The sequence below is a fragment of the Polyangium spumosum genome (assembly GCF_009649845.1).
GTDB classification, from domain to species: domain Bacteria; phylum Myxococcota_A; class Polyangia; order Polyangiales; family Polyangiaceae; genus Polyangium; species Polyangium spumosum.
Genome location: NZ_WJIE01000002.1, coordinates 733,443 through 755,911, shown reverse-complemented (window position 1 = coordinate 755,911; position 22,469 = coordinate 733,443). Strand labels below are relative to the sequence as shown.

At 70.5% G+C, this 22,469-nt stretch carries 16 protein-coding genes; 13 read left to right on the top strand and 3 right to left on the bottom strand.

The window, feature by feature from the left end:
* The first annotated feature begins 4 nt into the window (after positions 1-4).
* The 11 genes from GF068_RS08975 to GF068_RS08930 all read left to right on the top strand — a co-directional run bounded on the left by GF068_RS08975 (position 5) and on the right by GF068_RS08930 (position 15,647).
* On the top strand, positions 5-2,893 hold the full coding sequence (locus tag GF068_RS08975; RefSeq protein ID WP_153818891.1) for a TonB-dependent receptor domain-containing protein: 2,889 nt from the start codon (positions 5-7) through the stop codon (positions 2,891-2,893).
* Between the two features lie 84 nt (positions 2,894-2,977).
* The gene (locus tag GF068_RS08970) at positions 2,978-4,288 is read left to right on the top strand and encodes a T9SS C-terminal target domain-containing protein (RefSeq protein ID WP_153818890.1); all 1,311 of its coding nucleotides are present in this window, start codon (positions 2,978-2,980) and stop codon (positions 4,286-4,288) included.
* Positions 4,289-4,454: 166 nt separating this feature from the next.
* Positions 4,455-7,460 (top strand): cation-translocating P-type ATPase, encoded by a 3,006-nt coding sequence (locus tag GF068_RS08965; RefSeq protein ID WP_338046296.1) that lies wholly within the window; start codon positions 4,455-4,457, stop codon positions 7,458-7,460.
* Positions 7,457-7,759 (top strand): hypothetical protein, encoded by a 303-nt coding sequence (locus GF068_RS08960; protein ID WP_206079423.1) that lies wholly within the window; start codon positions 7,457-7,459, stop codon positions 7,757-7,759. The genes GF068_RS08965 and GF068_RS08960 overlap by 4 nt, the downstream gene beginning before the upstream one ends.
* Before the next feature lie 24 nt (positions 7,760-7,783).
* On the top strand, positions 7,784-8,356 hold the full coding sequence (locus tag GF068_RS08955) for an HMA2 domain-containing protein (RefSeq protein WP_153818888.1): 573 nt from the start codon (positions 7,784-7,786) through the stop codon (positions 8,354-8,356).
* 9 nt (positions 8,357-8,365) lie between these two features.
* A complete protein-coding gene (locus GF068_RS44945) occupies positions 8,366-9,013 on the top strand; it encodes a hypothetical protein (protein ID WP_240806747.1) in 648 nt (215 codons plus the stop codon).
* A gap of 43 nt (positions 9,014-9,056) precedes the next feature.
* Positions 9,057-9,968 (top strand): DNA-processing protein DprA, encoded by a 912-nt coding sequence (locus GF068_RS46940; protein ID WP_338046295.1) that lies wholly within the window; start codon positions 9,057-9,059, stop codon positions 9,966-9,968.
* An 88-nt stretch (positions 9,969-10,056) separates the two neighbouring features.
* Positions 10,057-12,618, top strand: a complete 2,562-nt coding sequence (gene topA, locus GF068_RS08945; protein ID WP_153818886.1) for a type I DNA topoisomerase — start codon at positions 10,057-10,059, stop codon at positions 12,616-12,618.
* A gap of 60 nt (positions 12,619-12,678) precedes the next feature.
* Positions 12,679-14,067 (top strand): methylenetetrahydrofolate--tRNA-(uracil(54)-C(5))-methyltransferase (FADH(2)-oxidizing) TrmFO, encoded by a 1,389-nt coding sequence (trmFO, locus tag GF068_RS08940; protein ID WP_153818885.1) that lies wholly within the window; start codon positions 12,679-12,681, stop codon positions 14,065-14,067.
* Positions 14,068-14,476: 409 nt separating this feature from the next.
* Positions 14,477-15,007 carry an Hsp20/alpha crystallin family protein gene (locus tag GF068_RS08935; RefSeq protein WP_153818884.1) on the top strand — a complete coding sequence of 177 codons (531 nt, stop codon included), beginning with the start codon at positions 14,477-14,479 and terminating at the stop codon, positions 15,005-15,007.
* A gap of 136 nt (positions 15,008-15,143) precedes the next feature.
* Positions 15,144-15,647, top strand: a complete 504-nt coding sequence (locus GF068_RS08930) for a hypothetical protein (protein WP_153818883.1) — start codon at positions 15,144-15,146, stop codon at positions 15,645-15,647.
* 182 nt (positions 15,648-15,829) lie between these two features.
* Here the strand turns inward: GF068_RS08930 and GF068_RS08925 are convergent, their stop codons facing one another.
* The 3 genes from GF068_RS08925 to dusB all read right to left on the bottom strand — a co-directional run bounded on the left by GF068_RS08925 (position 15,830) and on the right by dusB (position 19,930).
* Positions 15,830-17,944, bottom strand: a complete 2,115-nt coding sequence (locus GF068_RS08925) for a S16 family serine protease (RefSeq protein ID WP_153818882.1) — start codon at positions 17,942-17,944, stop codon at positions 15,830-15,832.
* A gap of 49 nt (positions 17,945-17,993) precedes the next feature.
* Positions 17,994-18,422 carry a response regulator gene (locus GF068_RS08920; protein ID WP_170319367.1) on the bottom strand — a complete coding sequence of 143 codons (429 nt, stop codon included), beginning with the start codon at positions 18,420-18,422 and terminating at the stop codon, positions 17,994-17,996.
* A 521-nt stretch (positions 18,423-18,943) separates the two neighbouring features.
* Positions 18,944-19,930 (bottom strand): tRNA dihydrouridine synthase DusB, encoded by a 987-nt coding sequence (gene dusB / locus GF068_RS08915; RefSeq protein ID WP_338046294.1) that lies wholly within the window; start codon positions 19,928-19,930, stop codon positions 18,944-18,946.
* Between the two features lie 77 nt (positions 19,931-20,007).
* Between dusB and GF068_RS08910 the strand changes: the two genes are divergently transcribed.
* Both GF068_RS08910 and GF068_RS08905 read left to right on the top strand, forming a co-directional pair.
* The gene (locus GF068_RS08910) at positions 20,008-20,808 is read left to right on the top strand and encodes a hypothetical protein (protein ID WP_153818880.1); all 801 of its coding nucleotides are present in this window, start codon (positions 20,008-20,010) and stop codon (positions 20,806-20,808) included.
* A 151-nt stretch (positions 20,809-20,959) separates the two neighbouring features.
* On the top strand, positions 20,960-22,459 hold the full coding sequence (locus GF068_RS08905) for a DUF2330 domain-containing protein (RefSeq protein WP_153818879.1): 1,500 nt from the start codon (positions 20,960-20,962) through the stop codon (positions 22,457-22,459).
* Positions 22,460-22,469 lie beyond the last annotated feature (10 nt).

The window sequence follows — 22,469 nt, the reverse complement described above, 5'->3', positions numbered from 1 at the left end:
CCCCATGCGAAACATCATCGTTACCCTTGCCTCGGCGTTCACGCTCCTCCATCCGGCGCTCGTGCTCTCGCAGGAGGCCGCGGACGAGGCGCTCCTCGGCGAGGAGGACCCGGCCCGCGCTGCGCCCGCCGGGAAGGGCGTCGTCTGGGGCGTCGTCACGGACGCGAAGACGAAAGAGCCCATCATCGACGCGCAAGTCTCGGTCGTCGGGACGAACAAGAAGGTGATCGCGGATTTCGACGGTCGATATCGGCTGGAGCTCGCGCCGGGCACGTACGAGCTGCGCGTCTTTTATCAGCTCTACAAGGCGCAGCGGGTGCAGAACGTGCGCGTCGCGGCGGGCGTGGTCGAGGAGGTCGACGTCGCGCTGTCGACCGAGGAGGCCAAGCAGGAGATCGTGGTCGAGATCGAGGCGGACCCGGATCGGGCCTCGGCCGCGGCGCAGACGCTCATCCGCAAGAACGCGGCGCACACGGGCGACGCGGTGAGCGCGCAGGAGATCGCGCGGACGCCGGATCGAAATGCGGCGGACGCGGCGCGCCGCGTGGTCGGCGCATCCGTCGTCGGGTCGAGATACGTCTACGTGCGCGGCCTCGGCGACAGGTACACGAATGCGCTCTTGAACGGCGTGCCGCTGCCGAGCCCCGAGCCAGATCGGCAGGCCGTGCCATTTGACCTGTTCCCCACGACGGTCCTCAGCGATCTGACGATCATCAAGACGTTCACGCCCGACATGCCGGGTGATTTCACGGGCGGCTCGGTGCGCGTCTCGACGCGCGAGCTCCCGGAGAAGTTCACGATCAGCGGCACGTTTTACCTCGGGGCGAACACGGAGACGACGTTCCGGGATCGGCTCACGTACGCGGGCGGCGGGCTCGATTTCCTCGGGATCGACGACGGGACGCGGGCGCTGCCTCCGGGGTTTCCCACCGATCACAAGGTCGGGAAGGGCGAGGAAAAGCCGGATGGCTCGTTCATGTCCTCGCGCGAGGCCGACGAGTACGGTCGCGCCTTGAACAGGCCGATGACCACGTCGCGGACGACGGCGCTGCCGAACATGAGCGGCAACCTCACGATCGGCAATACGCACAGGTTCGGCGAGGATCACGAGCTCGGGTACATGGCGGCGCTGACGTACGGGCGCAAGTTCCAGATCCGGCAGGGCGAGATCCTCCGGACGCTGAGGATCGACCCCAACGTGTCGGACGATCTCCAGCCGCAGAACGATTACCGCGTGGATACGGGCCTCGACGTCGTATCGTGGGGCGGGTTCGCGGGGCTCACCTACCGGTACAAGAAGGACCACAAGGTCGCGCTCATCGGCCTGCACAGCCGCTCGTCGGAGAACGAGGCGCGCGAGATCTCGGGGCTCAGCGAGGAGGGCGGGCCGGGGCGCACGTTCTACGATACGCGCCTCCGCTTCGTGAGCCGCTCGCTCACGTTCGGCCAGCTCGCGGGTGAGCACAAGGTTCGCAACGCGAACGACGCGACGCTCGAATGGAACCTGACCACGTCCCTCGCGACGAGCGACGAGCCCGGCACGCGGGAGAACGTGTACCTGGAGGACGCGGGGCGGAGCGCTTGGCAAAGCACGACGCTCTCCGGAATGCATTTTTACGCGAACCAGGCCGAGACGGCGATCGGCGGAGCCGTCCATTACACGCAGCCGATACGGACGGGGGATATGCCGATCCGCGTGAAGGTGGGCGCGCTCGCGCAGTCGCGCGACCGGGCCTTCGACGCGCGCCGCCTGCGGTACATCCCCACGGCGGAGACGACGGCGGAGGCCGCCGCATATTCGCTCCCGGCCGATCAGCTCTTCGTGAACGAATACATCGGTAGTTCGCTCTCCCTGACGGAGTATACACGACCGACCGACTCGTACGACGCCACGCATCGGGTCATCTCGGGGTACTTCATGACGGACACCTCGATACGTCCGTGGATGCGCGTCGTGCTTGGCGCGCGGCTCGAGGCGTCGACCCAGCGGCTCGACACGGTCAATCCGTCGTCGCTCCTGCCGCGCCAGGTCGAGCTCTCCACGACGGACCTGCTCCCCTCGCTCGGGCTCGTTTTCAAGACGAACGAGCGCTCGAACCTGCGCGCCTCCGTGACGCGTACGCTCGCCCGGCCGCAGCTCCGCGAACTCGCGCCCTTCTCGTTCACCGATTACTTCGGCGCCCGCGAGATCCAGGGCAACCCCGGCCTCGATCGCACGACGATCGTGAACGCCGACCTGCGCTTCGAGTTTTTCCCCACGCTCTCCGAGGTGGCGGCGATCAGCGTCTTCTACAAGGATTTCACGAATCCGATCGAGCAGATCATCATCCCCTCGAACCGCGGCATCGTGTCGTACCAGAACGCGAAGGGGGCCCAGAACGCGGGCGTCGAGCTCGAGTTGCGGAAGAACCTCGGCTTCATCAGCCCGGTCGTCTCCGACCTCGGGGTGCTCGCGAACCTGACGCTCGTGCATTCGCGGGTCTCGCTCGACGACGCGGGGACGAGCGTGCAGACGAACAACGTCCGCCCGCTCGCGGGGCAATCGCCCTACGTGGTGAACGCGGGCCTCGATTACGCGAGCGACAAGCGCGGGACGCGCCTGCGCGTGCTCTACAACGTGTACGGCCGGCGCATCGCGCAGGTGGGCTCGCTCGGGTTGCCCGACGTCTACGAGCAGCCGCGCCACCTGCTCGACGTGACCGTGGCCCAGCGTATCGGCAAATTCGTGGACCTGAAGCTCTCGGCCGAGAACCTCCTGCTCGCGCCGGTCGTGTTCACGCAGGGGCCGAGCCGCGCGGAGGTCCCCAATGCCGTCATCTCCGACCTCACGAACGTCGTACAGCAATTTCAGCCCGGCGCGACCTTCACGCTGAGCGCCACCATCCAGAATTGACGGGTTGTCGCGAGATCGTTACGCGCGCCTTTCCGTGACGTCACGCGGCATCACCACAATGCATGCGCGGAGGAATCACCGAACATGCGATCGAAGGTATTGCTTGCGACGAGCGCGCTCTTTCTTTCCAGCCTGATCGGCTGCGGCGGAGACGAGACCGGACAAACCCCGGCGCCCCCCGCGAAGAGCGACGAGATCCCGACGAGCATCACGTCGGACCTGACGCTCACGGCGGACCAGGACTGGATCTTGAAGGGGATCGTGCACGTGCGCGCAGGCGCGACGCTCACGATCGAGCCGGGCACCACGATCAAGGGCGACAAGTCCACGCTCGGCACCCTGGTCGTCGACCCGGGCGCCCGTATCCACGCCGAAGGCACGAAGGACGAGCCCATCGTCTTCACGAGCCGCGCCGAACCCGGCGACCGCGCGCCCGGCGACTGGGGCGGCGTCATCCTGCTCGGCAAGGCCCCGATCAACGTGCCCGGCGGAAGAGCGAACGTCGAGGGAATCGAGGCGACCTCGGAGACCGAGTATGGCGGGGACGACCCCGCCGACAACAGCGGCGTGCTGAAGTACGTGCGGATCGAGTTCGGCGGGATCCTCCTCTCGACCGACAACGAGATCAACGGGCTCACGTTCGCCGGCGTCGGCAGCGGGACGACCGTCGATTCCGTGCAGGTCCGCTACACGCTCGACGATTGCTTCGAATTCTTCGGCGGCACGGTGAACGCGAAGCACCTGGCCTGCACGTACAACCAGGACGACGGGATCGACTGGGATCTCGGGTACACCGGGAAGCTCCAGTTCGTCGTGATCCAGCAGGATCCGGCGGCCGTCGACGACACGAACGGCTTCGAGGGCGACAACGACGCGATGGGCACGACGAACGCGCCGATCGCCGAGCCCACGATCTACAACGCGACGCTCGTCGGCAAGAACGTGGACGTCGACAAGCAGCAGTACGCGATGCTCCTGCGCCGCGCGACGAAGGCGAACCTCTTCAACATCGTCGCGACGGGCTTCGAGGCGGGCATCGACATCCGCGACGCGTCGACGTCGGTGACGCTCGAAGGCTCCATCTTCCACGGAAACCTCGCGCAGAACGTCGCGTACGTGGAGACGGCCGACGGCGAGGGCTCCGAGAAGGACGACGACATGGGCTTCGACGAGGTGAAGTGGTTCGCCGACAGCGGCAACACCGAGGCCGACCCCGAGCTCGTCGCGCCCTACGATCGCACGGCGCCCGATTTCCGGCCCAAAGCGACGCTCACGACGGGCGCCGTGACGCCGCCGAGCGACGGCTTCTTCGACACGAAGGCGACCTACGCGGGCGCCTTCTCGCAGGACGACACCTGGCTCGACGGGGCCTGGATCTCGTTCACGCCCAACTGATCCCTTCCTCCCGCCGCGCCGCGCGGTCCGGCTCGCTCGCTCCTCGCGGCGAGCCGTGGATCGCTCTTTGCGTTCATCCTCCCGAGTGCGTTCGGCGATCATGAAGTGGCGCGCCCTCGCCCGAGGGCGCGCGTCAGTGTCACATGCTGGCAAGCCCTCTGGGCGCGTGCTGCACAGCGAGCAGCGGCTCAGGGTCGAGGTGGCCGGGCTCTTTGGAGAGCCGGTGCGCGCGAGGCGGATCGAGCGCGCCCTGGGCGAGCTCCCCGGCGTGACCGCGGCGCGAGCGAACGAGCATACGGGCACGGTGCTCTGCGTGCTCGCGCCGAACGCGCCGACGACGCGCGCGGAGGTGCTCTCGATCCTCGCGGAACACGAGGACTCGCAAGCACCGCCGCCGCCCTCCTTGTCGCGTGTCGTCGAGAACGCGGCGGCCTCCGTGCGCGACGTGCTCCGCGCGTACAACACGAACGGCGGCGTCGAGGACGAGGTGGACGTCACGCCGACGACGCCCTGGCACGCGCGCTCGATCGAGGAGCTCACGCAGGCGTTTTCTGTGGACCTCGAGGGTGGGCTCGCGACGGCCGAGGCGCACCGGATCCTGCGCGAGGTCGGGCCGAACGTGCTCGCGGGCATCGCGCCGCGCACGCGGCTGGAGATCCTCTCGGGCCAGGTCTTCACGGTGCCGACGGCGCTGCTCGCGGGCGCGGCGGGCCTCTCCGTGCTGCTCGGGGACCTCCTCGAAGCAGGCGCGATCCTGCTCGTCGTGGGCTCGAACATCGTCGTCGGATACTTCACGGAGTCGCGCGCGGAGGAGCTGCTCGACGCGTGGAGCAAGTTCCGCGTGGAGTGGGCGCGTGTCCTGCGGGACGGCGTGGAGACGACCGTCGCGGCGAGCGAGGTCGTTCCGGGCGACGTGCTCTGCGTGCGGGCCGGCGACGCGATCGCGGCCGACGCGCGGATCGCCTCGGCCTCGGATCTCACGGTCGACGAGAGCACGTTGACGGGCGAGAGCGAGCCGGCGGAGAAGGGGCCGGCCGCGGTGGCCGAGGGCGCGCCGCTCGCGGATCGCGACGACATGCTCTACGCGGGCACGGTCGTGTCGACGGGCCAGGCGCGCGCGGTCGTCGTGGCGACGGGCAGCGCGACGGAGCTCGGCACGATCCAGCGCGCGCTGTCGCACACGGCGGACCGCGCGGCGCCGCTCGAGCAGCAGCTCGATCACCTCGGCAAGCGGGTCGCGACGCTCGCGTTCGGCAGCTCGATCGCGGTGACGGCGCTCGGCCTCTTGCGTGGCCAGCCGATCGCGGCGCTCGCGCGCTCGGCGGTGGCGCTCGGCGTGGCCGCGATCCCCGAGGGCTTCCCCGCGGTGGGGACGACGGCGCTCGCGCTCGCGAGCCAGCGGCTGAACAAGAAGGGCATCGTGATCCGCAGGCTCGCGGCGGCCGAGACGCTCGGCGCGGTGAGCGTGGTCTGCGCGGACAAGACGGGCACGCTCACCGAGAACCGCATGCGCGTCGCCGAGGTGTTCCTGCCGGCGGACGGGCTCGTGCGGGTCGAGTACGGCGGGCCGTCGGGCGACGACGGCGCGCCCTTGTCACTCTGCCTCCTCGGGGAAGATGGCCGGCGCGTGTTGGTCTCGTCGCTCCGCGAGATCGGGCGCATCGCGGCGCTGAACGCGGACGTGGAGCTCGACGAGCGCGACGAGATCACGAGCGGCAGCGGCACGGAGCGGGCGCTCGTGGAGTTCGCGATGGCGATCGGCTACCCGGTGCGGCGGCGCCGCCGCGCGATGAAGCGCGTGCGCGAGGAGCGGCGGAGCGCGGAGCGGCCGTTCATGGTGACGGTGCACGAGCACCCGGACCTCGGCCGGATCGAGCTCGTGAAGGGCGCGCCCGAGCCGGTGATCGAGCTCGTGAGCGTGCCTCCGGAGGAGCGCGCGAAGCTCGTCGCGATGAACGAGGCGATGGCGTCGCGGGGTTTGCGCGTGCTCGCGCTCGCGTGGCGGAAGGACGGTGATCCGCAGCGGACACGCGAGGCGCCGCTCGTGCTCGCGGGCCTCGTGGGGATGCGTGATCCGCCGCGGCGCGGGGTGCGCGAGGCGCTCGCGGTGCTCGCGGGCGCGGGCGTGCGGACGATGATGCTGACGGGTGATCAGGCGCGGACCGCGCAGGCGATCGGCGCCGAGCTCGGCATCGGCGCGGCCGACGTCTACAGCCGCGTCACGCCCGAGGCGAAGCTCGACGTCGTGCGCGAGCTGCAGGACGGCGGCGCGATCGTGGCGATGACGGGCGACGGGGTGAACGACGGCCCGGCGCTGAAGGCGGCGGACGTCGGCGTGGCGATGGGCGAGCGCGGGACGGACATCGCGCGCGCGGTGGCCGACGTGGTGCTCGCGCACGACGACCTCGGCAGCCTTGCGGACGCGGTGAGCGAAGGCCGGAGGCTGTACGACAACGTGCGGCGCGCGATCGAGTACCTCGTGGCGACGAACGCGAGCGAGGTGATGGTCATGCTCGCCGGGTCGATCTTCGGGGCCGAGCCGCTCGGACCGCTGCAGCTCCTGTGGATCAACATGCTGACGGACGTCGCGCCCGCGCTCGCGCTGGCGATCGAGCCGGCGGACGCGGACATCATGCGCAGGCCGCCGCGCGACCCGCAGGCGCCGCTCTTCGGGTCGGCGCGTGGCAAGAAGCTCGCGCGCGAGGCCTCGAAGATGGCGGCGATCTCGCTCGCCGCGTACGGCGTGGGGGCGCTCGGTCCTGGCGCGAGTTTGCCGCGGGCGCGCACGATGTCGTTCGCGTCGCTCGTCGTGGCGCAGCTCCTCCACGCGAGGTCGTGCCGATCGAGCGGCACGCAGCCGAACCCGGAGCTCCGCCGCGCGCTCGTGGTGAGCCTCGGCCTGCAGGCGGCGGCCCTCGGCTTACCGGGCCTGCGCCGCGTGCTCGGCACGACGCCGCTCGGCCCGATCGACCTGTCGATCGCGGTGCTGCTCGGGCTGCTCCCGACGCTCGCGCGTGAAGGCAAATCGTTGTTCAACCCGGAGGCTCCGATCGTGGTGGAGCGCCGCGATATCCCGGCGGGATCTCCCCTGATCGAGGGGGCCGATCGTCTTGCGCCGTCGGGGCCTTGGGCGTCGTCGCCCTTGATGTTCGAGGAGGAGGCTCGTCGATGAAGTTTCACACGCCATCGTTCATGCTCGGCTTTGGCAGCGCGGTCGTCGTGATGGGCACGGCGCGGAGGCTCAAGCCTGCGGTCGTCGAGATCGGTGCGCTCGGCCTGCACCTCGCGCGGCTCGGACGCGCCGTCGTGGAGCGGCAACGCGAGCACGCCGAGGACCTCTGGGCCGAGGTCGAGGACCGCGCGCGTCACCTCCGGCAAGCGCCGCGCCGTGCGCGCAAGGGTGCGACGTCGGGCAACGGCAAACACGTGCCTTCGGGGACGGGGACGCAGGTCGGCGCGGCGCCGCATTGAGCGAGAGGGGAGGGGAGAAGACGCGTGATACCCAGGGATCAGTGGAGCCAGCTCATCCATCACCTTCCGCGCCGCGTGCGGCTGCGGTCCGCGGCGATCGTGGGTCACCGCGACGTGTGCCTGCGCGTCGCGGAGAAGCTCGCGATGATGGATCCGAGCTGCGAGCGGGTGGAGGTGCGCCCGTGGACGGGCTCGGTGATCGTGGAGCGCGAGGACGGGACGCTCGACGCCGAGGCCGTGCGCGTGATGCTGGAGCAGCTCGTGGCCGAGGAGCGCGACGATGAGGGCCGCAAGGTGACGGAGCTCGGCCGCGACGCGCTGCCGGGCCCGACGCGCGTGGCGAAGGCCGTGGCGCACGCGTTCGCGGAGATCAACGGCGACGTGCGCGGCGCGCTCGATCACCGCGCGGATCTCGGGACGCTGATGCCGGTCCTGTTTTTCTCGCTCGGCCTGGTCGAGATCGGCGTGACACGGAAGCTGCCCGCGCCGGCCTGGTTCAACCTGGTCTGGTGGTCGATCCGGTCGTTCATGACGTTCAACGCCGGAGCGGTGGAGCAGGAGGGGAGGGCGGTGGCCGCCGACGGAGGGTTGGACTAGCGCTCCTGCATGCGCTTCGCCTCCCGCGCGCTCGCATGCCTCGCCCTGCTCCCCGCCTGCGGCTCCCAAGCCGAAACCCAGCCTCTCGTCGTGGATCCGCTCCCCGCGCGCCGCGGCCGCACCTCTTCCCGCGTGGCCTCCGCCTCCGCGCCTGCCTCTGCCCTCCGCGCCCCCGACGAACCTGCGCCCGTCCCCGATCCCGAGGCCGCGCGCCTCTTCCTCGAGCGTTACCTGCTTCCTCCGCTCCCCCTTCGCACGGACGTCCGTCCTTCGCGTGTCCTCGTGCTCGCGCTCGATGGCTCCGTGCGCGGCGAGACCGCCGGCATGTCTGCCGAGGGGCCTCGCCTCGGCGCGACCCTCGCCGAGGGGCAACGTGCTTCCGTGCCCGTCTCGTTTTCCGCGGGGGCTTGCCTCACCGTCGTCGCGCAGGGTGGCCTCGGCGTCGTCGAGCTCGATCTCTTCCTCACGACCGGCGAACCAGGCCCCGTGCGTATCGTCGCGCAGGATGCTCGCGCGGGGCCGACGGCCGTCATCGGCGGCGAGCACGACTGCTTCACCTTCCTCGAGCCCTTCAGCGGACACCTCTCCGTCTTCATGCGCGAGGGCTCCGGCTTGGTCCTCGTCCAGCCGTTCCGGCCCGTCACGCGCGAGCGCTGAACGATTCCACGCAACTCCCGCCGCCTCCCGTCGATGGACGTGCGTGCCCTCCACCGTCGTCCTCGCGCCCGATGCGCCCGACTATCCTGCCGCCCTCCGCGACCTCGCCACCGCCGAGCGCGCGCCTCCGACCTTGTACCTGCGCGGCGCGCTCCCGACCTTGCCCGCCGTCGCCGTCGTTGGCCGCCGCGAGGCCAGCGCCGAGGCCTGCGCCTTCACGCGGGCGCTCGTCCACGATCTCGTCGCGGCCGGCTTCGCCGTCTGGTCCGGCGGCGCGTTCGGGGTCGACGCGGCCGCGCACGAGGCCACGCTCGAGGCCGGCGGGCGCACCGTCGTCGTCACGGGCGCCGGGCTCGATCGCCCGTACCCGCGGGAGCACGTCCCTCTCTTCGATCGTGTCCTCGCCGCCGGCGGCGCGCTCCTCTCGCGCTTGCCCGACACGATCCCCCCGAGGCCTCAGCATTTTCTCGCGCGCAATCACGTCCTCGCAGCCCTCACGCGTGTGACCGTCGTCGTCGAGGCCGGGCTCAAGAGTGGCGCTCGTTCGGCGGCTGCGGCTGCGCGTAAGCTCGGTCGACCGCTGCTCGTCGTCCCGCATCCGCCGTGGACCGAGGCTGGCGCGGGCTGCGCGGAGGAGCTAGCCATGGGGGCCCGCGCGGTCACCTGTGCGGCGGACGTCCTCGGCGCCATGGGGCATCACCCTCCTCCGCGCAGGCGACGTACGGAGAGGGAACCCGGGCCCCCTCGGGCGCTCCCCCTCCCCTTCGAAGGGACCTTCGGTCCTCTCGAAAAGGCCGTTCTTGGAGTGCTGGGGGATACCCCTACGCACCTGGACGTGATTTGCGATACGGTCGGGGCGCCTCTTCCTGCGGTCGCTGGGGCGCTCTTGACGTTGACACTACAGGCCGTAGTAGTAGAGGGCCCCGCCGGCTCCTACCGGCGGGGCAAGCGCTAGATGGGCCCTCTTGCTCGTTTCGGGAGCCGGCCGGGCCCGGCGGTTGTACCCCTCGTCCTCACGCAAACAGCTCGCTCAGAAGGAACTGATGGCCAAGACGCTCGTCATCGTGGAGTCGCCGGCCAAGGCGAAGACGATCAAGAAGTACCTCGGCTCGGGGTACGACGTCGTCGCCTCCAAGGGGCATTTGAAGGATTTGCCCAAGAACCAGAACGCCGTCGACGTCGCGAACGACTTCACCGAGAAGTACGAGGTCATCGCCGGCAAGGAGAAGATCCTCCAGGAGCTGAAAGACGCGGCCAAGAAGGTGGACGCCGTGCTCCTGGCGACCGACCCTGATCGCGAAGGCGAGGCGATCGCGTGGCACATCTCCGAGGAGATCCGGGACGACAAGCTCCGGGTCGAGCGGGTGGAGTTCCACGAGATCACGAAGAAGGGCGTCGACCACGGCGTGCAGCACCCGCGGCCGCTCGACCTCAACCTCTACGACGCGCAGCGCGCTCGCCGCGTGCTCGACCGCATCGTGGGCTACGACGTCTCGGCGCTCGTCTGGTCGAAGCTCGCCTTCGGCCTCTCCGCGGGCCGCGTGCAGTCCGTGGCGCTGCGGCTCATCGTCGATCGCGAGCGTGAGATCGACGCGTTCGTCCCCGAGGAGTACTGGAACGTCTCGGTGGGCCTCTCGGCGCCGAGCGGCGCGTCCTTCGTCGCCAAGCTCGCCGCGGCCGAGGGCGAGAAGCTCGAGGTGAGGAACGGCGAGACGGCGGCCTTCGTGCGCGCCGATCTCGAGAGCGCGAGCTGCAAGGTCGCGAAGGTCACGCGCCGCGAGCAGAGGCGCAACCCGCCCGCGCCGTACACGACCTCGAAGCTCCAGCAGGACGCGACGAACATCCTGCACTTCGGCACGAAGCGCACGATGCAGGTCGCGCAGGCCCTCTACGAAGGCGTCGACCTCAAGCAGGACGGCGGCCCGGTCGGCCTCATCACCTACATCCGTACCGACTCGACGCGCGTCAGCGACGACGCCATCACCGAGGTCCGCGAGGCGATCGAGAAGCGGTACGGCAAGTCCTTCGTTCCGGACAAACCGAACGTCTACAAGTCCAAGAAGAACGCGCAGGACGCGCACGAGGCGATCCGGCCGACGGACGTCAACCTGCACCCGGAGTCGGTCAAGAAGCACCTCAAGGACGAGCAGTACAAGCTGTACAAGCTCATCTGGAACCGCTTCGTCGCCTCGCAGATGACGCCCGCCGTCTACGATCGGACGACGGTCGAGATCCAGGCCGAGCCGACGCGCGCCGATGCCTCGCGCAAGACGTACATGCTGCGCTCGACGGGCCGCGTGCTCAAGGACAAGGGCTGGCTCGAGGTCACCGAGGGGCAACGTGATTTCGCGGGCGAGGAAGACGCGGCCGCGGAGGGCGAGGGCGCGGAGGCCACGGCCGCGGCGAAGGCCGTCGCGCCGGTCGAGGAGGACAGCGACGCGCTCCTGCCGGAGATGAACGAGGGCGACGTCGTCCGCCTCGCCGCGCCGCCCGGCGTGGTGACGGATCAGAAGTTCACGCAGCCGCCGCCGCGGTACAACGAAGGCTCGCTCGTGCGTGAGCTCGAGAAGCGCGGCATCGGCCGGCCTTCGACGTACGCCGAGATCATCAGCAAGGTGCAGCAGCGCGCGTACGTGGAGAAGCTCTCCGGCGGCGCGTTCCAGCCGACCGAGCTCGGGAGGTTCGTGGTCGAGGGCCTCGTGCGCTCGAACCTCGACTTCATGGATCCGAACTTCACCGCGCAGATGGAGGAGGAGCTCGACGAGGTCGGCGCCGGCTCCCTCAAGCGCGAGCAGCTCCTCAAGCGTTTTTACAAGCGCTTCCGCCAGCAGCTCGAGCCCGCGAAGAAGCTCGCCTCCTGGAAGCCGCCGTCGGAGAAGACGGGCGAGCCGTGCGAGGAGTGCGGCGAAGGCGAGATGATCAAGAAGTGGGGCAAAAACGGCTACTTCTTGAGCTGCAGCCGTTACCCCAAGTGCAAGGCCACGCGCGACCTCTCCGCGAACGCGCAGGCCGTGCGCGAGACGGACATCACCTGCGACAAGTGCGGCAAGCCCATGGTGATCCGCACCGGCCGTTACGGTGACTTCCTCTCCTGCACCGGCTACCCGGCCTGCAAGAACGCGCGCCCCGTGCCCCTCGGCGTCGCTTGTCCGCAGTGCGGCGGCGACCTCATCGAGGTTCGTCCGCGCAAGAAGGGCGGGCGCACGTTCTACGGCTGCTCGAACTTCAACGCCGAGCAGAAGTGCGACTTCAAGCTCTGGGCGAGGCCCGTCGCGACGCCGTGCCCGACCTGCGGCGCCAAGTTCGTGACGCGCACCGCGGGCAAGAAGCCGATGCTCGTCTGCGCGACGAAGGACTGCGGCTTCAAGCAAGAGGTGCCCGAGGAGGACGAGGCGGGCCTCGCCGGCGCCGCGGGTGACGAGGGAGAAGGCGGGTCGGCCGAGGCCGGCGCGTCGTCCGAGCCCAAGCCCAAGGCCGCGCCCAAGCCCGCACCCAGCGCACCCAAGGCCGAGGCGAAGCCCAAGGCCGCGGCGAAGACGGCCGAGAAGAAGGGCGCCACGAAGACGCCGTCGAAGTCGAAGAGCAACGGCCGGGCGTCGGCCTAGTCACCCCCCCTCGAGCCCCCTCCCGGAGCGCGCGGACCGGCGCGCTCCTCCCCCGACATCATGACCCAAGCTCGCTCTCACGACGTCACCATCGTCGGCGCCGGCCTGGCCGGCTGCGAGGCCGCCTTCCAGCTCGCCGAGCGCGGCCACCACGTGCGCCTGCTCGAAATGAAGCCTCAGAAGCGCACGCCCGCGCAGACGAGTGACTTCTTCGCCGAGCTCGTCTGCTCCAACTCGCTGCGCGGCGCCGCGCTCGCCAACGCCGTCGGCTTGCTCAAGGAGGAGCTCAGGCGCACGGGCTCGCTCCTCATGCGCGTCGCCGATCGGACCGCCGTGCCCGCCGGCGGCGCGCTCGCCGTGGATCGCGAGCGCTTCGGCGCCGAGATGACGGCGGCCATGCGCGAGCACCCGCGCATCACCGTCGAGGCGCGTGAGGTCACCTCGATCCCGACCGAGCGCCCCGTCATCCTCGCGACGGGCCCGCTCACCTCGGACGCGCTCGCCTCGGCCATCGCCGAGGCCGTCGGCGCCAAGCACCTCGCGTATTACGACGCGATCGCGCCCATCCTCAGCGCCGAGTCGATCGACTGGTCGAAGGTGTGGAAGCAGTCGCGCTGGGGCAAGGGCACGGCCGAGCGCGCCGAGGATCCCGCCCGCAAGATGACGGCCGCGGACGCCGAGGAGAGCGGCGACGAGGCCTACGTCAACTGCCCGTTCGACGAGGAGCAGTACCGCGCGTTCGTCGCGGCGCTCGTCGCGGCGGAGAAGGTCGCGCCGCGCGAGTTCGAGGACGTGCGTTACTTCGAGGGCTGCTTGCCTTGCGAGGTGATGGCCGAGCGGGGCGAGCGCACGCTCGCGTACGGGCCGATGAAGCCCGTCGGGCTCGTCAATCCGCACACGGGGCGCAGGCCGTACGCCGTGATCCAGCTCCGGGCCGAGGACGTGGCCGCGACGGCGTACAACATGGTCGGGTTTCAGACGCGCATGAAGTACCCCGAGCAGCTCCGCGTCTTCCGCATGGTCCCGGGCCTCGAGGAGGCGGAGTTCTTGCGGTTTGGCTCGGTCCATCGCAACACGTTCGTCGACGCGCCGCGCGTGCTCGGCCCTGGGATGGAAGTGACGCGGATGCCGGGTGTCTTCCTCGCGGGGCAGGTCGCGGGCGTCGAGGGGTACGTGGAGAGCGCGGCGGCGGGGTTCGTCTGCGCGGTGCTGCTCGCGCAGAGGCTCGCGGGCAAACCTCTCGTCCCGCCGCCGAAGACCACGGCGCTCGGCGGCATCCTCACGCACCTCGGCCGCGAACAGCCGTCGTATCAGCCCTCGAACATCACGTGGGCGCACATGCCGCCGCTCGAAGGCACGAAGTCGAGGCTCACGAAGCGCGCGCGGTACGAGGCGATGGCCGAGCGGGCGCTCGCCGACCTCGATCCCTGGAAAAACTCCGCCCTCTGATCGCGCCCGGATCACCCCTGGGCATACGCGCGTCTCGCGCGGGCGCGGCCGTGTATCGCCAGGGCATATCGCCTTTTCGTCCGGGCATATTCGCGTCGTTTGTCACGGGCGAATACGTGCGCGGCCCCCTAGACGAAAAACCGAACGATTCCAGCGGAATTCGTGGTGCGTCCGGGAAATGCTGTCGGGGCTCTGGCCATTGGACCTTCGGCGATCCGGATCCTCCTGAATCGATTACACTGGCGGTACCGACAGACAGGCGGCGACGAGCCGCGTAGTGTCCCTTCTCGTCGCGGTCGCGGCGAAACAGAAATGCGCAGGTGGCGCGTTTCTGCGCACTTCGGGGCGCGCTCTTTCGAGCGCCATCGCCCGGGACGGCCATCGCGGCTTCTGCTTGGAGGGGACTTCGATGTTGAACGTGGAGCAGGCCATCGCCGAGGTCGCGAGCGTCTATCAATCGCTCACCGGGCGCGCCATCAAGCCGGGACGTCACGAGCTTCCGCCGGAGGTGGATCCCGCCTCGCAGGCCGAGACCAACTATCGGCAGTTCAAGGCGCTCCTCGAGCAGGCGGCGCGCGCATCGGCGGAGCCGCGGGCCAAGATGGAGCCCGCGATCGCGCCTTGCGCGGACGTCGTCGAGCTCGAGCGCGAGGTGCGCGTGATGATGGATATCCCGGGCGTCGCGCGTGAGCAGCTCGCCGTCGCGGTGATGGGCGACGCGCTCACGGTCCGCGGTGAGCGCGGCGGGGCGCGGCACGTGGCGGGCCTCTTGCGGCTGGAAGAGCGGCGAAAAGGGCCGATCCTCCGGACGATCGCGCTGCCGCCGCGGGCGCGCCGCGACGGGATCGAGGCGACGCTGCGCGACGGGGTCCTCACGATCGTGATTCCCACGGACGGCCACGGGAACGACACGACCGAGATCCCGATCGACGTGAAATGATTTCGGCCGCGAGGCATACGGCCTCGCGCGCCCGGCAGGAATTTCTGGTGCGAAGAGCGCCGGAAAGGTAGTGCCACGTCGGGGCATAGGGCCCCGACGTGGAGAATGCAAGAACCCGATAACGGGGGGTACGACCATGGATCCCAAGACCTACGAGATCAACAACCTGCGCTGCCTCAACGATTACCTCGCCCAGACGATCGAGGTGCTCGCGCGCACGCAGCGGATCGGCCTCAATCGCGACGTCAGCCGCGAGATGGCCGGCCTGTCGCACACGCCGTACGGCGTGAGCCCGTTCGGCGTGAGCCCGTTCGGCGTGAGCCCGTTCGGCGTGCCGGGGCAGGGCTTCCCCGTCGTGGATCCGCGCACCACGGATTACCACAGCGGCCTCGGCCACTCGTCCTACGGCGCGTATCCGTACAACTACGGCATGCAGTCGATGCCGTGGACCGGGACGCAGCAGATGCCGACGAGCATCGACCCGTTCTACGCGCAGCGCGGCCTGAGCCACACGACGGGCACACCCTGGACGGGGACGCCGTGGACGGGCTGGAACCCGATCGCCGTGGCGGAGATCGCGCGGCAGAGGGAGATCGCTCGTCAGCAGTACGAAGCGATGTGCCGCTCGTTCGGCTTCTGATCGAACGCCATTGACGGGGAGGCGGGCCCGCCGCGGCCTGCCTCCCGGCGCGCCTCACGCGCCTCTTCGGCCTCGGCCGCCCTCTCCCTCCACGAGACGGCGGCCGAGGCCGTTTTGTTTGTCGAAAACATACATTACGAAGACGTCTCGCCCCCCCGGTCTCGCGGGCGGGGCGAGGGCCGTCAACCGAGCTCGGGGAAGACGGCCTCGAGGGCCTCGTCGAGCGTGCGCGCGAAGACGACCATGTGCTCGGCGATCTTGCGGGGCACGCGCTCGGCGTGCGTGACGTCGTCCCGGTTCTGCGCAGGGAGCACGATACGCGAGAGGCGCCGCTCGTAGGCGCCCTCGATCTTCGCGTCGACGTCGCCGATGCGCCCGAGCGCGAGGACGTCGTGCGCGTCGCAGATCACGGCGCCGGAGAACGCGACGTCGCTCGGCGCGGAGAGCCCGAGCATCACGCTCGCGAACGCCACGGCGATGGGCAGGCCGGCGCTGTCGCCCGACGAGGGCTCGTCGTCCTTGGTGAATCGCAGGAAAAACCGGAGGTCGTCGAGCGCGGGATCCACGCGGTGGGGATAACGCGTCCGGACGAAGGCGCGCACCGCGTGGAAAAGGGAGACCGCGCGGGCGCGGAGGTCGGGCGCGACCGAGCCGAGGACGTCCTTTTCGTCGAGGCGGCCGCCGCCCCGCCTCGCGCGGCGTGTATCGACCCAGAGCTCGTGGATCACGCCGCGCACCTCGCCGCCGCGTCGTAATGCCGCCGCCGCGAGCACGTACGGCCGCGGCGCGTGTCTCGCCTCGGCGAGGGCGCGCGCGTGTGCCTCGTATCGACGCTTCGCTTCCATGTCGCCTCTCGCCTCGGAGAGCCGCGCGAGCGCGAGCACGGCCGCCCGATCCTCGGGGTGCGCCTTTCGCCGCGCCCGGAGCGCCGACGCCGCCTCCGCGAGGCGCTCCGGCGATCCGAGCGCCGCCCGCGCGTCCTCCGCGCTCGTGTCGTCGCGGCCGAGCAGGCGCGCGAGCGCCGCTGCGTCCGGCCGATCCATCGCCGCCACCCCTCGCCGCCGCTCCTCGTTTGCCCGCGCGCGCTCGCCCGTCGCCTCGAGCGCGTCGGCCCAGTAAAGCAGATCGACGGCAGTGGCCTCTCCTTGCCGAGCGAGCTCCGCGTACATCACCTCGGCGCGCGCCGCTTCCCCGGCCCATAACAGCAGCGCCGCGGCCCGCCTCCTGTGCTCGGGGCGCTTGCGGTCCCGGATTCGCTCGAAGAGGTGCAGGACGGCGCGGTGCCCGAACGGCAAGACGGACAAACCTTCCGGCGGGAGATACGTCGCCGGCAGGGCGCGCGCGGCCTCCCGGAGCGAGAGCACGTGCATGCGGCGGCGGAAGACCTCGAGGTATCGCGCCTCGAAGAGCTCGGCGAGGCGGGTATGCCCGAGCTTGCCCACGAGCCGCGCGATGCGGCGGAGCAAGGTCGGGCGGCGCGTGACGAGGTAGGCGTATCGCACGGCCCGGAGCGCGCGGCGGATTCGCTCGGGTGTGCCCTCGCGCTCGTAGAGGAGCGAGAGGCAAAGCAATCGCTCCACGTCGCTCGCGAGCCCGGGCTCGTCGGCGAGGCGCTCGAGCGTGGCGATCGCGCCCCGCACGTCCTGGGCCTGCTCCAGCAGAAACGCGCGCTCCAGCATCGCGAGCTTGTACACGCTGCGCGCCTCGGTGCGCGCCCGCGCCGCCACCCGATCCACGATGCGCAGCGCCCCTTGCAGATTGCCCCCGAACGCCACGCGGAAGGCGTGCTCGAGCTCTGCCATCCCCGTCGCCGACGGCGCATCGGGGGCGTGGTGCGGAGCGCGGGCCGAGGGCGACTCTTCCCGCATGCTGGCCTCGAAGAGCCGCCCGAGCGTGGCCAGCGCCGAGGGCTCTCCGCCGGCGCGGGCCGCCATTTCGGTGTGCAGCGTGATGGCCGCGCCGAGCTCGCCGCGGGCGTGGTGGATCGCCGCGAGTAGCCCGAGGGCCGCCTCGTCGTCGGGCGCGAGCGCGAGCGCGGCGACGGCCTCGCGCTCGGCGCGATCCGAGAGGCGCGCCTCGAACGAGAGGCGCGCCACGACGACGTGCGCCTCGGCGCGCCTGTGGAGCGGCTCTCTGCGTGCGCGCCGCGACCCGTCCACGAGCTCCATTTCGAGCAGGTGACCGAGCTGGCGCAGGAGCTCGTCATCGAGGCCTTCATTGGCCAGGGCGGCGTCGATCTCTCCTCGCTCGTCGGGCTCCGAGGGAGGCCCGGCTGCCTGGTGTTTTTCGCGCGACATCCGCTCTCAGTGGGGGTCTCTGCCCGGACGGACCGGGCTCGACCCCCTCTCAGGCCGTATGCATCCTGGGCCCCGAGGGCACTTTCCGGTTCTCGCCTCCGCGCTCCCCCCCGCGTGGTTTGTCGAGGGCGCGGTCGATCGCCGCGAAGAGCGCCTGCTCGGACGAACCCTTGGGGACCCACCCCACGCCGAGCTCGGCGAGCCGCTCCTCGAGGGCGCGTGAAATGGGCCCGCTCGTCACGACCGCGGGCACGCCGAGCGAGGCCGCGTCGAGGATCAGGCGAAAGCCACCCTGAGAGTGCCCTGACAAACCCAGATCGGCGACGACGAGGTCGGGGTGTCGGACGAGCAGGGCCTCGAGCGCGGTGGGGACGCAGGAGGCCTCGAGCGCGACGGCGGGCGCGTATTTCTCGACGAGCAGGGCGCCGATGAGGCGCCTGCGTGTCGCGTCGTCGTCCGCCACGAGGATACGCCGCACGTCTCTCGACGAACCATCGCGGCCCCATTGAAGGCCCGGTCGGATACCAGAAGCAGAACGCATGGTGCCCCCCTGCGAGCTTGCCCGGACGCCCAGTACGCCACGCCGAGGGAGGCGACGCCATCGGGCGGCGCGGTGAAGGCTGGTCGGGGGGGGCCCGAGGAGGGGAAAGGGTGCCTGGGCGAGCGTTCGAGACGCTCGTGCGCGCCTTCGAGACGCCTTCACGAGACCCGAAGGTCTCGTACGCGTGACTTCGAGCCGCTCGTGCGCGCCTTCGAGACGCCCTCACGAGACCCGAAGGTCTCGTGCGCGTGACCTCGAGCCGATCGGGCGCGCCTTCGAGACGCCCTCACGAGACCCGGAGGTCTCGTGCGCGTGACCTCGAGCCGGTCGGGCGAGACTTGGAGACGCCTTCACGAGACCCGGAGGTCTCGTGCGCGAGACTTGGAGACGCCTTCACGAGACCCGAAGGTCTCGTGCACGAGACTTCGAGACGCGTCGATCCGTGGTCTACTTCACTCTCACGCCGCGCGCCGCGCCTGCGCCTCGTCCAGAATTGCGAGGCAGCCTTCCAGCGAATCACACGCGTTCAGCGCCCGCCGCAGCGCTGCCGCGCCCGGCAGGCCGTGCAGGTAACCCGCCAGGTGCCTCCGGGTCACGCGCACCCCTTGTGGCTCGCCGCGCGCCTCCGTGTTCATCACGAGGTGCTTCTTGCAGAGCGCGATCCGCTCCTCGGGCGTCGGCGGCTCGAGCGTCCGCCCCTCCTCGAGAAGCGCCTTCGCCTCGCGGAAGATCCACGGGTGCTCGATCGCGCGGCGGCCGACCATCACGCCTTCGCAGCCCGTCTCGGCGAGCGCGCGCGCGGCGTCCTCCGCGCTCTTGATGTCGCCGTTCACGATCACCGGGATGGAGACGACGCTCTTCGCGCGCGCGGCCCAGCTCCAGTCCGCCGCCCCCGAGTGGCCCATCTGCGCCGTCCGGCAATGGATCGTCAACGCCGACACGCCCGCGCCTTCCAGCCGCTTCGCGAGCTCCACGATCGGCATCTCCGACTCGGGGCCCCAGCCGATACGCGTCTTCACGGTCACGGGCATCGAGACGCGACGCACCACCATCGCGGCCATCTCCACCATCGCCGTCGGGTTCCGGAGCCAGCCCGCGCCCGCGCCGCGGCCCGCGATCTTCGGCACCCAGCAGCCGCAGTTGATGTCGAGGAACGCTGGGCCCGCGGCCGCGGCGACCTCGGCCGCCTCGGCCAGCCGGTCGGGGTCCGAGCCGTAGATCTGGATCGCCGTCGGCTGATCGTCGGGGGCGAGCGTGAGCTTGCGGCGCGCGTTCTTGCAGCCGCGCAGCAGGCCCTCGACGTTCACGAACTCCGTCACGCAGAGCTCGGCGTCGAGCTCGCGGCAGAGCTTGCGGAAGACGGCGTCGGAGACGTCCTCCATCGGCGCCAGGATCACGGGCCGACGGGAGAAGAGCTGCTGGAAAAACGTTCGATCGGAGGGCACGGCGGGGAGACTTTAGAGCACGCGGCAGACGGACGCGCCAGCGATCCGGGCCTGATTGCGGGTAGACTCGCCGCCCCATGGAGAAACTCCGGTTCGCCCCGCTTCTGCTCGGTTTCCTCGCCCTCGGCTGTAGCCCGTCGATGCAGGAGCCGAGCGCGCCTTCGCTCCTGTCGGGCTCGTCGTACGGCTCGTCCGCGCCCTCGTCCTTCTCCGCGCCGAGTGGGCCCTCGATCCCCCGTCACGGCGACTCGCACGGCGCGCTCGTCGTGCGCCCGGACCTCGCGTGTGTCCCGTTCGTCCTGCGCGTCGAGATGGCCGATGCGAAGGCCGCGCTCGACCTCCTGGAGAAGACCACGCTCGTCATCAAAGAGCGCTTCGGCGCGGCCACGGGCGGCGCGGCCACGACGGCCATGCTCGGCGCGAACACCGTGGCCGCCGGCAGTCACGCGAAGGTGAAAGAAGACGATCCCGCGCCCCCGCGCTTCGTCGTGACCGTCGACGGCGCGGTCGAGGTCCCGCTTGCCGCGGAGGCGGGTTACTGGGCGCGCGCGAAGCTCGTCGCGGGGCTCGTCGAGGCTTCGCGTAAGTTCGATGCGGTCGTGCCTTCTGGAGGAGAAGGCGCGCCGAAGATCGAGGTCGCCTTCGGCGCGCCCGAGATCAAGCTGCGTGATCCCGAGTCGTTCCGTCCCGAGCTCGTCAAGCGCTGGGTCGAGCGCGCGCGCGCCTTCGCCCGCGTCGTCGAGTCCGAGCGCGCGCCGCTGCACCTCGTCTCGTGCGAGCCGCCGAACGCGATCACGCAGACGCACATCTCCCTCGAGAAGGTCGGCCTCGCGTTGCCCGTCTCCTGCCGCATCGACGTGGCCCCGACCACGCGCTGAAGGCGCTCCGCGGCGCCCTCGCCCTGCCTGGCGCACTCTGGCGCAGCATTTCGCCGCGGATCGCCGCCCTTCGGCCGGCATCGCTCTTGCTGGGTCCGCCCGCACCTTGGCTTGCTTTGCTTCAGGCTCCCGCTCGAGAGGAGATCTCCCCATGCGATCCGGCTTCGTCGTCCCCGTCCTCGCCGCCACGCTCCTCGCTTCCTTGAGCACGACCGACGAGGCCGCGGCGTGTGGTGGATGTTTCGTGCCGCCGAGCCAGAGCACCGTGGTCTCGGCGCACCGCATGGCGCTCTCGATCTCGCCGAAGCAGACGGTGCTCTGGGATCAGATCCAGTACGACGGCGATCCCGAGGAGTTCGCGTGGGTCTTGCCGGTCAAGCCCGGCGCGGTGATCGAGGTCTCCACCGACGCGTGGTTCGACACGCTCGACGCGGCGACGACCACGCAGATCTTCCAGGCCCCCGTCGACTGCGGCAACGACTCGAGCGGCGGCTTCGGGTGCGGCGCGATGGACGTCCGCTCGGCCGGGGCCACGAACGAGGCAGGCGGCGGCGGCGGACCAAGCGTCACCGTCGTGCATCGCGGCACCGTCGGCCCGTACCAGACGGTCACGCTCAGCACCGACACGCCCGGCGCGCTGAACGACTGGCTCGACAACGCGGGGTATGCGGTCGATCCCTCGACGCAGCCCGTGATCGACGCCTACGTCGCGGAGAAGTTCGACTTCATCGCGATCAAGCTCCAGCCCGGCAAGGACGTGAAGTCGATGAAGCCCGTGCGCATCGTGATGCCGGGCGCGAGCCCCACGTTGCCCCTGCGCATGGTGGCGATCGGCACGGGCGCGAACGTCGCGGTCACGCTCTTCATGATCACGGAGGGCCGCTGGGAGGCGAAGAACTTCAACAACGTCGTCGCGCCCGTGGACCTGCTCGCGTGGGACTTCCAGACGCAGTCGTCGAACTACGGCGAGCTCAGGACGAAGGTGCTCGAGCAGAACGGCGGCGCGTCGTGGCTCACGGCGTTCGCGTTCGAGGGCGGCCTGCTCGGCCAGCTCCCGGGCCTCTTCACCTTCGGCGGCCCCCGCACGTACTCGAGCACGGGCACGGGCCTCGGCGGCGTCACCGACACGATCGCGGGCGCCTACGTGGCGCAGGGCCTGGCGAGCGGCGAGACGATGTCGGGCGAGTGCTCGCAGAACCTCGTGAACCTGTCGAAGAGCAGCCTGATGGTCTCGAACCCTTGCCCCGCGGGCGTGCCCTTCGACGATCCGTCGTGTGGCTCGGTCGCGGCGGGTGAGATCGACGCGCGCAAGCTCGCGTGTGGCCCGCTCGACGACCTCGCCGTCGCGCTGAACGGCCTGCACCCGAAGGACGTGTGGCTCACGCGGCTCGAGGCGAACCTGCCGCGCGCGGCGCTCGCCGAGGATCTCGTCCTCGCGCCCGCGGCGTCGCAGGAGACGGTCGACAACATGCACCAGGCGCGTATCGGCACGAACGTCGAGGCGTTCTGCGGCGACGGCTCGGCCGCTCCGATCACGAACGGGAGCAAGCGTGGCGGCGGCGGAAGCGGCCCGCTCGTCGTCGGCTTCGGGCTCGGCCTCGCCGCGATCGCGGCGGCGGCGCGCCGGCGGCTCGGCGCCGCGAGGGCCTGAGCTTTCGCGT